This window comes from Vibrio sp. ED002, from assembly GCF_023277445.1.
GTDB classification, from domain to species: domain Bacteria; phylum Pseudomonadota; class Gammaproteobacteria; order Enterobacterales; family Vibrionaceae; genus Vibrio; species Vibrio jasicida.
The window spans coordinates 1286972-1300880 of the sequence record NZ_CP080238.1; the positions used below are offsets into that span (position 1 = coordinate 1286972).

At 43.7% G+C, this 13909-nt stretch carries 10 protein-coding genes; 7 read left to right on the forward strand and 3 right to left on the reverse strand.

Annotated elements, in window-relative coordinates; translation table 11 throughout:
- Positions 1 to 41: 41 nt before the first annotated feature.
- From ITG12_RS05990 to ITG12_RS06000, 3 genes are all read right to left on the reverse strand, one after another.
- Entirely contained in the window at positions 42 to 812 is a 771-nt protein-coding gene (locus ITG12_RS05990; protein ID WP_038866708.1) for an ABC transporter substrate-binding protein, read from the reverse strand.
- A gap of 84 nt (positions 813 to 896) precedes the next feature.
- Entirely contained in the window at positions 897 to 1667 is a 771-nt protein-coding gene (locus ITG12_RS05995; RefSeq protein WP_038866706.1) for an ABC transporter ATP-binding protein, read from the reverse strand.
- 233 nt (positions 1668 to 1900) lie between these two features.
- Positions 1901 to 3355, reverse strand: coding sequence for a flagellar sheath protein A (locus ITG12_RS06000; protein WP_248873835.1), 1455 nt, complete (start codon positions 3353 to 3355; stop codon positions 1901 to 1903).
- Positions 3356 to 3812: 457 nt separating this feature from the next.
- On the opposite strand from ITG12_RS06000, the gene ITG12_RS06005 reads away from it, so the two are divergent.
- The 7 genes from ITG12_RS06005 (at position 3813) to ITG12_RS06035 (ending at position 13901) form a co-directional block, all read left to right on the forward strand.
- A complete protein-coding gene (locus ITG12_RS06005; protein ID WP_248873836.1) occupies positions 3813 to 5360 on the forward strand; it encodes a DUF3360 family protein in 1548 nt (515 codons plus the stop codon).
- Positions 5361 to 5666: 306 nt separating this feature from the next.
- Entirely contained in the window at positions 5667 to 7943 is a 2277-nt protein-coding gene (gene pflB, locus ITG12_RS06010; RefSeq protein ID WP_038866700.1) for a formate C-acetyltransferase, read from the forward strand.
- A gap of 152 nt (positions 7944 to 8095) precedes the next feature.
- Entirely contained in the window at positions 8096 to 9073 is a 978-nt protein-coding gene (locus ITG12_RS06015; protein WP_038866698.1) for a lipid A deacylase LpxR family protein, read from the forward strand.
- 144 nt (positions 9074 to 9217) lie between these two features.
- Positions 9218 to 9958 (forward strand): pyruvate formate lyase 1-activating protein, encoded by a 741-nt coding sequence (gene pflA / locus ITG12_RS06020; RefSeq protein ID WP_038866696.1) that lies wholly within the window; start codon positions 9218 to 9220, stop codon positions 9956 to 9958.
- A 195-nt stretch (positions 9959 to 10153) separates the two neighbouring features.
- Entirely contained in the window at positions 10154 to 10819 is a 666-nt protein-coding gene (locus ITG12_RS06025) for an energy-coupling factor ABC transporter permease (protein WP_038875931.1), read from the forward strand.
- 158 nt (positions 10820 to 10977) lie between these two features.
- Positions 10978 to 11478: a YfbU family protein gene (locus tag ITG12_RS06030; RefSeq protein ID WP_038866692.1), complete on the forward strand. Its 501-nt coding sequence runs from the start codon at positions 10978 to 10980 to the stop codon at positions 11476 to 11478.
- 488 nt (positions 11479 to 11966) lie between these two features.
- Positions 11967 to 13901: a PrkA family serine protein kinase gene (locus ITG12_RS06035; protein ID WP_038867152.1), complete on the forward strand. Its 1935-nt coding sequence runs from the start codon at positions 11967 to 11969 to the stop codon at positions 13899 to 13901.
- The last annotated feature ends 8 nt before the right edge of the window (positions 13902 to 13909 follow it).

A 13909-nucleotide genomic window follows, 5' to 3' on the forward strand; every position in this document is an offset into this window, starting at 1 on the left:
GGTTACTTCTAGGAACAAGCCAACGGCCGCTTAGTTACGGCTTATTTACCGTAAACATCGTAGTTGAAGTACTTACCTGCGATTTCTTGATAAACACCTTTTTCACGCAGAGATAAGATTGCCGCATCTAACTTTTTAGTGAGATCTTTGTCTTGCTTACGAACCGCAATCCCGAAGCCATCACCAAACCATTTAGGGTCAGTTAGAGAAGGGCCAACAAACTCGTAAGCCTCACCACCCGCCTTATTTAGTACACCTTCTTCAAGAGCTGAAGCATCACCAAGTACTGCAGCGACACGGCCATTTGCAAGATCTAGGTATGCTTCATCAAACGAACCGTAACGTACGATTTCAACTTTATCGCCGTAGTTATCTGTCAGATACTTGTCATGCGTTGTCGCGCGTTGTACCGCAATTTTTTGACCATCAAGGTTGTCGAAGTCTAAACCCGCACCTTTTTTAGCAATGAATTTGTTTGGAATGAGTGCGTACTTACCTGTAAAGTCGACTTTCTTCTTACGCTCTTCGGTGATAGACATTGCAGCAATGATCGCGTCATACTTACGAGCAAGTAACGAAGGAATGATGCCATCCCAATCTTGAGCAACGATTTGACACTTCACTTGCATCTCTTCACAAAGCGCATTCGCCATATCAACATCGAACCCCTTTAAGGAGCCATCCGTTTCAGTCCAGCTAAACGGAGGATAAGCACCCTCAATCCCAAAACGAACTGTTTTCCATTCTTTCGCTTGGGCGACACCAGACACTGCTGTTGCAGCAAGCGTTGCTGCCAATAACCACTTTTTCATTTCCATACTCCTGTGATTGCTATTTTATTTGGTTTTGTTTGTTGTGCTTGTTTAGGAGGCAAAAAGCTGCCACCCAAAGAAATATTAGTAGATAGAAGAGATAAATTGCTGTAATCGCTCCGAATCTGGATTCGTAAAAAGCTTAGCTGGATCTCCCTGTTCTTCCACTAAACCTTGATGCAAAAACATCACATGGTTAGATACATCACGCGCAAAAGCCATTTCATGCGTGACAACTAACATGGTGCGTCCTTCCTCGGCCAGGTCTCTCATTACCCCTAACACTTCACCAACGAGTTCAGGGTCAAGTGCAGAGGTAGGCTCATCAAACAACATAACCTCTGGATCAACGGCCAAAGCACGAGCGATTGCAGCGCGTTGTTGCTGACCTCCGGACAGGTGTCCTGGGTAGTAGTCTTTGCGTTCGTATAACCCAACTTTCTTCAACAGTACTTCCGCATTTTCAATCGCTTGCGCCTTAGGTACACCAAGTACGTGCACGGGCGCTTCAATCACATTTTCTAAAACCGTTAAATGCGACCATAAGTTAAAGCCCTGAAATACCATAGCTAAACGTGAACGAATACGCTGAACTTGCTTTTCATTTGCTGGGACAGACTCCCCTGCGCGGTTGTTCTTCATTTGGATAAGTTCGCCGTTTACCCAAATTTCGCCGGCAGTTGGTGTCTCTAATAAGTTGATACATCTTAGGAAGGTACTCTTACCTGAACCGGAAGAGCCAATGATGGAGATAACATCGCCTTTATGGGCAGAAAGTGAAATGCCCTTTAATACTTCATTTTGTCCGAAGGTTTTGTGCAGGTCTTTAATATCTAGCGCTGGTACATCATTCATGCGCCCTACTCCCTGTGTTTTAGTCACTGCAATAAAGGGACTCCGCCCTCTTTGAATTGGAACAAACTATCACCACCCAAGAGAAGTTGCAACAAATTATTAACCTAAATAAACCGAATAGATAGATACAACAATCAAATGAATATGCACTTTCTAGCAATATATTCTTTTAATGCTGAATAACTGACATAAAAAAGCCCCTCAAGAGAGGGGCTCATTAAGATACAAAAGTGTTAATTAGTTCTCTCTAAAAGCAGAGTCTTCGTTTGGGCTACTCGATTCGCCATATCGCGGACTTGCTTCTCATTCATAACAATACCGAGCACATCTTCTTTAGTGTCTGTACCATTGCCATTAGCAAAAGCTGTCAAGAAGTCTGCAACTTCTACATCACCTTCATCTTGGGTGAAAACATAGCTTTGTGTAATCTGGGAGCTATCAGAGATCACAAGGTCACCTTCAGCACCTGCCGGTACACTTGAGTAGTCCAAGTCTGGTACAACAATACTGCGTTCGATCAGAGAGTAAACAGAGTGTCTTACCACGTATGGCGTAGACCCTACGATTGTACCTTCTTGGTAGCTGACTCGTTGTAATCCGTTTTCGCTACCTAGACCAATGCTATCTGATAGATCAACAACGCTATTCGATACACCTGGTTTAGTATTCTCTGTGTTGTTTACAGCGAACAGTGAAGCATCATCGACTACGATACTAAAGTTGTCAGAAACTTTGTCCGTGTATGCAGCTTCCCACCCCGGAGTTGCGATAGTGCCATCAACGCTGAATGTCCACACATCACCTTTTAAAGCATCAGGGTGATAAAAAGCACTCGTTTTAGGCACTTCAGCTAGACGATAAGAGAAGTTTTTATAAATTGTATCAATATCAATAGTAGAAAAATGGATACCGGAAGAACTCACCATTGGAGTAGAAGGTGTACCAGCAAATACCATGCGATCGTCCGCCCAATCCTCAAAACCATATTGGTATAGGGAAGAACGAGTATCTGTACGGTACTGGGCAATCATTGTTCTTTCTGTACTCACTGCTGGCAACACTTCACCCTTAGTGAAGCGTGATTCATTCGCCGTTACCGTTTCTAGCTGAGAGTCAAAGTAGAACGTTGAATATGGATTACCTACGGCATCTTCGGCCGCTTTGTAATCAAGGTTTTCTTTATTAACGATCGAATCATTGTTTCCTGTTAAACAAGTCGTGTTACTCACATTAGCATCGGCTGAAAGGTAGACATTTCGTAGCGAAGAATCAGCTTCCAACAAATCTTTTGAGAATGTGATTGCATTAATGATGGTGCCATTCACTTCTTGCACCGTCACACTGCCGTCATCAGGAATCGACTGAAGAATGATAGTCAATTTGTCGTTACTCGCGGTTACTAAGTCACCTTTGCGGTTTCCTGCAGCGTCTGAGTAATAAGCGGTTAGCTGTGTATCAAGAACACCACCCAGACGATGGTAGTTCAATACTTGTTCTTCATTGTTCGAGTCAAAACGATCATAAATCGTACACGAGCCATTATTTGCCAGCGCTTGCGTCTTCGCTGCAACAAATGTGAAGTTAAAAGGGGTTTTCGGGGCACCGCCACCACCGCCGCCACCGCCACCACAACCGACCATTAATCCCGAAATAATTGCCACTAGCGGCAGTACTTTAAGCTGTTTCATGTCTTCTTCCTAAACTGAGCGGCAATGATTAGCCAAAAAATCGTCTCTGCTCGGTACTAAGCAAGAATGAAGCCAGCTTTATATACAATTCATGAATGATGTAAATAAATCGCACTGGACATTATTTCTGCAAAACAACGTCTAATTTTATGCAACTTGTGTAATCGAATTACACACGAAATAACCAAGTCATTCGCATGCCAGACACTTTCTGTAGTTTTCTTTCACATCTATTCTTAAAGTGATCTAAATCAATCACCCCAAAGGGCTATCTTGCTAGACTCCGCCACAATGATGAGGAATTTTTTGTGCCTCAACACAATGAGTTATTAGCTATGCTTAGGCACGTGGTATTTGTGCAACAAAATCTAATAATAGCTAGCATAGGAAGTGCCGCAGGAAGCGGAAAAACACAATTCAATTTAGAATTCATAACTTTTAAATATATGAGGAATCTATGTCAGACGCAGTGAATAAAGCGCACTCTGATTCGGATATCGAGACTAAAAGCTACCGCGAGCTTCATCGTCCATCATCTGAGTTCGCAAGCCGTTCAGACTACCTAGACCACGAACTACAAATCATGAAGCCACGCCGTTTTGGCTTAAACTTGCCAGGTCGTGACTTCCGCTTTGAGCTTGAAGACCTTGTTCCAGCGCTTGCTGGTACGATCGGTATTATCGCAATGTACTCTGCGGTAATGATGTCTTGGGCTGAAGGTCTTACTGCTGCATGGGACCACGTTAACTTAGGCAAAGATTTTGCTATCGAAGTTGCTCGTGTAGAAATGCTAATCCCTGCACTCCTTTTCTGTATTCTTGCTTCTGGCTTTATTAACCCTAAAGCCAACCTAGCAGGTAACCACGGTCCAATGATCCCTCTTATTGGTACCATCGCTCTTGCGGGTGCCCATCCTCTTGCATTGGCAATCCTAATCGGTGTGTTTGGTTTGATTTTGAGCTTACTAAAAGGTGGCTCAAAACTCGTAAACCTCACTTCAGAGGGTACAGCTGGGGGCCTACTCATCTTCTTAGGCCTAACAGGTACCATGAGCCAAATCAACTCAATCCAAGCTTGGGCAGTTGGTTTGCAATCGGATACGGTTGCCGCAGGCAGCATGGGCTACATTGGCCTAATCGTTCTCGCGGTTACTATCGGTCTATATGCTTTCCTTGCTAAAGTTAATAAACGTTGGCTAGCCATCCCAGTATGTGCTTTCACGGGCCTCATCATTGCACTTGTACTTGGTGCTGGTTTCGACATCAAATTCGTTACTGAAACAGGTCTTCCGAACCTAAACCCAATCTACTGGTGGGGTAGCACAGAAGAAGGTTGGATGCTTGGTCTACCAAATGTAGAACACTTCATTGCTTCACTACCGTTTGCAATTCTTGCTGTAGCGATGTGGTCTCCAGACTTCCTTGGTCACCGTATTTTCCAAGAACTGAACTACCCTAAAAAGACTGAAAAAGTTCTGATGGACGTTGATGACACAATGACTATGTGTTCGGTTCGTCAAATGGTTGGTACTGCTGTAGGTGGTGGTAACATTACGTCATCTTGGGGTACGTACATGATCCCAGCAGCAATTGCGAAACGCCCTATCCCTGGCGGTGCAATCCTGCTCGGCTCTCTATGTATCATCGTCGCGATTCTTGGCTTCCCAATGGATGTAGCAGTATGGCCACCAGTAATGCGTGTTGCTCTTCTAGTAGGTGTATCTCTACCTCTACTTGAAGCAGGTATGCAGATGGTGAAAGACTCTAAAGACTCTCAAGCAGCAGGTATCTGTATCTTCGGTTCTGCGGTAGTTAACCCAGTACTGGCTTGGGCATTGACTATGCTTCTAGACAACAACGGTCTGATTGGTGACAAAGAGCGAGCATCACGTCTGTCATTTGTAGATAAGATTGTGATCCCTGTAGGTGTACTTGTCGTCTGTTTAGTCGCTATGCTTGCAGTTGGTATGCTAGAAGGACAATATGGCATTAAAGCTTGGCTATAATGACATTCGTTCAAAAATTGTGTGGGTAGCGCTCGTCGCTACCCCATTTTTATCGCTATTTTTTAGTATTTATTGATTTAGTTTAAGGTTTGCAAAATTTTTTTAGTGTAGCCTTGAATTGTGGTTGGGAAGAACCCACATTAGTAGCAGTGACAATATTTATAGTTTTATCGCCCTATTCTTCTTATTTAAGACTATAAATATTGTTATTCATTAAGAGTGTACTGTTCTCCATGTGGAAGTGGAGATAGCTGGCTCAACGGCGAACCAGTACGTATTTTTTTCTACTACAAAGGTAGGTATGTCATGGCAGAGCAATTTGCTAAAGCTTGGGAAGGTTTTGCTGCAGGCGACTGGCAAAACGAAGTAAACGTTCGTGATTTCATTCAGAAGAACTACACTCCGTACGAAGGCGACGAATCTTTCCTAGTTTCTGAAGGTACTGAAGCGACTAACAAGCTTTGGGCTAAAGTAATGGAAGGTATCAAGCAGGAAAACGCGACTCACGCACCTGTTGATTTCGATACTTCTGTTATCTCTACCATCACTTCACATGATGCTGGTTACATTAACAAAGACCTAGAAACTATCGTAGGCCTACAAACTGAAGCTCCGCTTAAGCGTGCAATCATGCCTAACGGCGGCGTACGTATGATCGAAGGTTCTTGTAAAGCATACGGCCGTACGCTTGATCCACAAGTTTCTAAAATCTACTCTGAGTACCGCAAAACACACAACCAAGGTGTTTTCGATGTTTACTCTCCTGACATCCTAAAATGTCGTAAGTCTGGTGTTCTAACTGGTCTTCCAGATGCATACGGTCGTGGTCGTATCATCGGTGACTACCGTCGTGTAGCTCTATACGGTGTAGATTTCCTAATCAAAGACAAAGTAGCTCAATTCCACTCTACTCAAGAGAAGCTAGAGTCTGGTGAAGATCTACAAATGACGATGCAACTTCGTGAAGAGATTCAAGAACAGCACCGTGCACTAGGTCAAATGAAAGAAATGGCAGCATCTTACGGCTACGACATTTCTGCTCCTGCGACTACAGCTCAAGAAGCTATCCAATGGACTTACTTCGGCTACCTAGCTGCTGTTAAATCTCAAAACGGCGCAGCAATGTCTCTAGGTCGTACTTCGACTTTCCTTGACGTATACGTTGAGCGTGACATCGCAGCTGGCATCATCACTGAAGAACAAGCTCAGGAAATGATCGACCACTTCGTAATGAAACTACGTATGGTTCGCTTCCTACGTACTCCTGAGTACGATGAGCTATTCTCTGGCGACCCAATCTGGGCAACAGAATCTATGGGTGGTATGGGTGTTGACGGTCGTACACTAGTTACACGTACTAACTTCCGTTTCCTAAACACACTATACACAATGGGTCCTTCTCCAGAGCCAAACATCACTGTACTTTGGTCTGAGCAGCTACCTGACGGCTTCAAGAAGTTCTGTGCGAAAGTATCTATCGATACTTCTTCTATCCAATACGAAAACGACGACCTAATGCGTCCAGATTTCGACAACGATGACTACGCTATCGCTTGTTGTGTATCGCCAATGGTTATCGGTAAGCACATGCAATTCTTCGGCGCTCGTGCAAACCTAGCGAAAACTCTACTTTACGTTATCAACGGCGGTGTAGATGAGAAGCTTAAAATGCAAGTGGGTCCTAAGACTGCACCAATGACTGACGAAGTTCTAGACTTCGACAAAGTTTGGGCTGGCCTAGACAACCTAATGGATTGGCTAGCTAAGCAGTACGTAACTGCACTAAACGCTATCCACTACTCACACGACAAATACAGCTACGAAGCAGCTCTAATGGCTCTTCATGATCGTGACGTTCGTCGTACTATGGCTTGTGGTATCGCTGGTCTTTCTGTTGCAGCTGACTCTCTATCTGCAATCAAATACGGTAAAGTTAAACCAATCCGTGACGAAGATGGCATTGCAATCGACTTCGAAATCGAAGGCGATTACCCTAAATTTGGTAACAACGATGCACGTGTTGATGACATGGCATGTGAACTTGTTTCTAACTTCATGGCTAAAATCCGTAAGCTTAAGACTTACCGTGATGCAATCCCAACTCAGTCTATTCTTACTATCACTTCAAACGTGGTATACGGTAAGAAAACGGGTACTACACCAGATGGTCGTAAAGCAGGCGCTCCTTTTGCACCTGGTGCTAACCCAATGCACGGCCGTGATGAGAAAGGTGCGGTAGCATCTCTAACATCTGTAGGTAAACTACCGTTTGCTGATGCAAAAGATGGTATCTCTTACACCTTCTCTATCGTGCCAAACGCACTAGGTAAAGAAGAAGTTAGCCAACGTGCTAACCTAGCAGGTCTGATGGATGGTTACTTCCACCACGAAGCTGGCATTGAAGGTGGTCAACACCTTAACGTGAACGTACTTAACCGCGAAACTCTAGAAGACGCTGTTAAGCACCCAGAGAAATACCCTCAGCTAACAATCCGTGTATCTGGTTACGCTGTACGCTTCAACTCTCTAACTGCAGAGCAACAAGCTGACGTAATCGCACGTACATTCACTGAGTCTCTATAAGACTGATTGAATTAGCACTTTGAGTGATAAAATAGAGGCCGATGCTGTATAGCATCGGCCTTTTTTTGTGTCTTGAACTAAAGTTGTGACATTGCCTAAGACTTTGTTCTCGATCTTACGTATGATGCCGAAAACGCTAGCAAACGAAGTATATGAAACTCAGTAAATTATTTATCCTTGCCTTGTTGTCGCCTGCTGCGATTGCATCAACAAAATCTACCGTCTCTTTCACTTTAGATAACGATGGCATATTTGGTGTCGACCAAGACTACACCAACGGTATTTTCCTTTCTTACGCGACCGATAAACTGCGTGAAGACAGCGAATGGAAATGGTTCAGTTTAAACGGTAATGGGCAAGCCAACGTCGATAAAGTAGAACTTGTACTAGGCCACAAAATGTGGACGCCGAGTGATATTGAAGCCGACTACCCTCTTGTTAATGATCGTCCTTACGCAGGCTACCTACATACCGAAATCAACTATATCTCGATCACAGCAGACCAAGCCGTTCGATACAATTTTACTATCGGGGCAACAGGTGAAAGCTCACTATCAGATAAAGCCCAAGATATCGTTCACGGCATCACTGGCTCAACCGACCCACAAGGTTGGGAATACCAAATTGATGACGAAGTCGCATTCAGTGTTGGTTACCGAGCATTCAACAAACTGATGCGCAGCGAAGGTAAAAGCACACAATGGGAAATTACTAACGTAAACGACATCAACGCAGGTAACTTCCGTAGTGATGTATCTCAAGGTGTCATGTTCCGTTGGGGTACCAACTTAGCGAACAGTATCGGTGCGGCAAACATCAGTGTTGAAAGCCCATTCCACGCGAGTATGCTAGCGCAAAGTACATCCAGTTGGTTCTTGTTCACCGGCTTTGAAGGACGTTACCGCTTTAACGACATTACCATCGAAGGCGATCGTTCAGGCATTCCTGAGCCATCCGATCAATACGATGTTACGTTACAAAACTGGCAAGCAAGTGCGGTTGCTGGTGCAGCTTGGTATAACCGAAACTACGGCGCGAGCTTAACCTTTACCGTTAAAACACCGGATTATGAAGAAGCACAAACTGATGTTTATGGTACAGGCTCTCTGTCACTATTTGCGTTCTTCTAAATATAAGTCCCTGTGCGGCGTGTGAGTTTTCATTCGCCGCTTTCTTTGCTCAATATCTCGCCAACGTCCCTCTCCAAGACTGTTTTAACCCTGCAATTTGTAATAAAATAACGGGTAGAATTTATTAAAAAATGAGAGCAAAAGATGTCAACAGCTGGTCGTATTCACTCGTTTGAGTCATGTGGTACCGTAGACGGACCCGGTATTCGATTTATCGTCTTCTTGCAAGGTTGTTTAATGCGTTGTAAGTATTGCCATAACCGCGATACTTGGGATACGCATGACGGCAAAGAAGTGACGGTTGAAGAAATTATTGCTGAAGCAAAAACCTACCGTCATTTCATGAATGCATCAGGTGGTGGCATTACTTGTTCTGGTGGCGAAGCGATGCTTCAACCAGAATTTGTGCGAGACTTCTTCCGCGCAGCTCAAGCGGAAGGTATTCACACTTGTCTTGATACCAATGGTTACATCCGCAAACATACCGATGTTATCGATGAAGTGCTTGAAGCGACAGACCTTGTAATGCTTGACCTTAAGCACATGAAAGACGAAATTCACCAAGATTTCATCGGCGTTTCGAACCGTAGAGTTTTAGACTTCGCTCGCTATCTACATAAAATCGGTCAAAAAACGTGGATCCGCTACGTGGTTGTTCCGGGCTATACAGATGAACCTGAAGCGGCACATATGCTTGGTGAATTCATCAAAGATATGGACAACATTGAGAAAGTGGAACTTCTTCCGTACCACAAACTTGGTGCGCATAAATGGGAAGCATTAGGGCTTGATTACCCATTAGATGGTGTAAACCCTCCATCGAAAGAAACGATGGATGAAATCCAATCGATCCTTTCCCAATACCATCCAAATGTGAAATACTAAGTCATATTAGGTTATTGAATAAATTAAAAATACCAGCAATTCGCTGGTATTTTTTTACTCATATTACCGTCGAGAGTACCAAACAAATCAAAACATTTGATGCCCTATACTCGACACATTAAACGTATACAAACCTGCTACACAGTTAAAACGGTAAGTAAAGCTCGTAAGGAATCAAAAGTCAGGATATCAAACATGGATTGGTTTAATTTCGTATCGGTCATCATTGTTGGTTGGGTTGTAATCATGCATTGCCTACCCGATTGGCGAACAGTCGTTTGGCCTAAAATGGAACAAGAAAAACCATTTCAACATTTGATCTTCGCAACGCTCTTCTTGCTTAGCATTTTGTGGTCTGCACAAGCCGGTGTGAAAGAAGGGTTGCAAATCCACTTCCTTGCTTTGACAACGCTAACAATGATGTACGGTTGGCGAATGGCTTTTCTGCTCTGTATCCCTGCCATGATCATCAATCATTTGATTCACGGTATTCCTCTATTAATGCTGCCAAGTGCGCTCGTACTTTCTGCACTGGTACCAATACTAATAAGCTACCTCGTTTTTCTACTCAGCTATCAATATTTGCCACGCAATATTTTTGTCTTCATTTTTGTTGCGGGATTCTTCAATGGAGCACTAACCGGTAGCTTACACCTACTCATTAACTCGGTTTATCATCTATCAGTCGGTCATTACGACTGGCAAACCATCCAGCACAACTACTTTGTTTTTGTACCATTACTCGCTTTCCCCGAGGGGCTTCTTAATGGGATGTCATTGGCAGTCCTAACCGTATTCAAACCAGAATGGTTAAGAGTATTCTCGGATCGAGATTACATATACAACCACTACCACAAATAGCATGTCACAACGCATTCATACGCTGTTTGTAAACTGGCTAAATTTGATAATTCTTGCCATTTTTCATATTAAATATGTGTTGAGATCATGTTTCAGTAACGTCTGAAACGTTAACCTAAGCACATTAAAAATGTATTAGATTATTTAGTGAGGTCATCATGGAAATGTCAAACGCTCAACGTTTGATCTTATCAAACCAGTACAACCTAATGTCTCAGATGGACCCTAGCAGCGCAGCAAAATACAAGCGTCTACAGACCATCGTAGAACGTGGTTACGAGCTGCAAATGCGCGAACTGAACAAAGATTTTGGCTGCATTACTGAATCTGAATGTCGTGAAATCATCGACATCATGGAGATGTACCATGCGATGCAAGAATCCAACAAGATGCTGGATGACGAAGAGCGCAGCAAAGTCGATCAACGCCGTCTGCAATTCCTTGGTTTTGATATCGCAACAGAAGCCCAACAAGTGCATTACGTTCGTTTCCTTGTGGATTCTGAAGGTCTATATCCTCAATTTGATAAGGCTGATCACCACTTCAACAGCCAAATGCCAATGCAGGAAAAATACCAGCGCATGTTGAAAACATGGCGCAACTGCCCTCGTCAGTACCATTTGTGTGCAAACGAATTGGCGCAAATTTTCAGTGCATAACGCACTAAGCATTTGAAAAGGAGAGTAAACGCTCTCCTTTTTTCATCTCCCCTGTCACGATTTTATCAAATCTCACCTGTCAGCTTTCTCTACGCTTTCCCAAACACCACCTAGAATTCACTGATATCGACGATTTATCGCCAAATAATTGATTTCTTATACTGTCATTCACAACACAAATTCTTCTCTCATTAAACAGTGATTCAAATGTCACTTTTGCAATAAATTCATAATTGTTAAGCAAAATTGGAAATCCCCGACTAGGCTTAAAATGAGAAAGGGAGTGATTGAAAGGTACCTATCCACCGTCCTCCGTTGCAGTGAAAAATTGTCCATAAAGCAAAGCCTTTGGCGTGACCTAACTGGGGTTCGGTACAAACCAAATGCGATAACAGGGCGTATAAGTTCATACAACGAAGGACATATCAAAGGTGGGTAAGCCTGCGTCAACGTTCGTCGGTAGACTGACTATTAAAGGGGAAAGCGACATGAGTATTTTCGACCACTATCAATCAAGATATGAAGCTTCAAAAGATGAAGAGATGTCGTTGCAGGATTTCTTAGCCCTGTGCAAGGACGATAAAAGCGCTTATGCCAATGCAGCAGAACGACTTCTCATAGCGATTGGGGAACCAGAAGTCATTGATACTGCGCAAGATCCAAGACTGAGCCGCATCTTCTCAAACCGAGTGATCTCTCGTTATGAAACCTTCAAAGACTTCTACGGCATGGAAGACGCTATCGAACAGATCGTGTCTTATCTCAAACACGCCGCGCAAGGTTTGGAAGAACGAAAACAAATTCTTTACCTTCTTGGCCCAGTAGGTGGTGGTAAATCATCACTGGCTGAGAAGTTAAAAGCACTGATGGAAAAAATGCCGGTTTACGTGCTCAGCGCCAATGGTGAGCGCAGCCCCGTAAATGATCATCCTTTCTGCTTATTTAATGCTTCGGAAGACGGCGAAATCCTTAAGAAAGAATACGGTATTGAGCATCGCTACCTACGCTCTATCATGTCACCTTGGGCTGCAAAACGTCTGCACGAGTTTGGTGGTGATATCACCAAGTTCAAGGTGCTTAAAGTACGTCCTTCTATTCTAGACCAAGTTGCAATTGCGAAGACTGAACCCGGCGATGAAAACAACCAAGACATCTCATCATTGGTTGGTAAAGTTGATATTCGCCAGCTTGAACACTTTTCACAAGATGACCCAGATGCCTACAGCTACTCCGGCGCGCTATGTAAAGCAAACCAAGGCTTGATGGAATTCGTGGAGATGTTCAAAGCGCCAATCAAGGTGCTACACCCTCTCTTGACGGCAACTCAAGAAGGTAACTTTAACGGTACGGAAGGATTATCTGCTATCCCATTCGACGGCATGATTTTGGCCCACTCAAATGAATCAGAGTGGCAAACGTTCCGTAATAACAAGAACAACGAAGCATTCTTAGACCGTGTATACATCGTGAAAGTCCCTTACTGTTTACGTGTATCGGAAGAAGTGAAGATCTACCAGAAACTACTTGAAAACAGTGAACTTTCTAAAGCACCTTGTTCACCAAGCACACTCGAAACTCTGGCACAGTTCAGTATTCTGTCTCGACTCAAAGAGCCTGAGAACTCGTCCATTTTCTCGAAGATGCGTGTCTACGATGGTGAAACACTGAAAGATACCGATCCGAAAGCGAAGAGTTACCAAGAGTACCGCGACTTTGCCGGTGTCGATGAAGGTATGAACGGTCTTTCCACCCGTTTCGCGTTCAAGATTCTATCGCGTGTGTTTAACTTCGACCAAACCGAAGTAGCGGCAAACCCTGTCCACCTATTCTACGTGATTGAGCAGCAAGTTGAGCGTGAGCAGTTCCCTTCTGAAATGGCAGAAAAGTACCTCGAGTTCTTGAAGGGTTACCTTGTACCACGTTACGTCGAGTTCATCGGCAAAGAAGTACAAACGGCCTACCTAGAGTCTTATTCTGAATATGGCCAGAACATCTTTGACCGCTACGTGACTTACGCAGATTTCTGGATTCAAGATCAAGAATATCGCGATCCAGAAACAGGTCAGCTGTTTGACCGTGCCTCTCTGAATGCTGAACTAGAGAAGATCGAGAAAACCGCTGGCATTTCAAACCCGAAAGATTTCCGAAACGAAATCGTCAACTTTGTGCTTCGTGCGAAAGCCAATAACAATGGTCTGAATCCAGTTTGGACCAGCTACGAAAAACTGCGCACGGTAATCGAGAAGAAAATGTTCTCCAATACCGAAGAGCTACTTCCGGTTATTTCATTCAATGCGAAAACGTCTTCTGAAGATCAGAAGAAACACGACGACTTTGTCGCTCGCATGATGGAAAAAGGCTATACCGAGAAACAGGTTCGCTTACTTTCTGAGTGGTACCTACGAGTACGTAAGTCATCCTAACCAGTTTG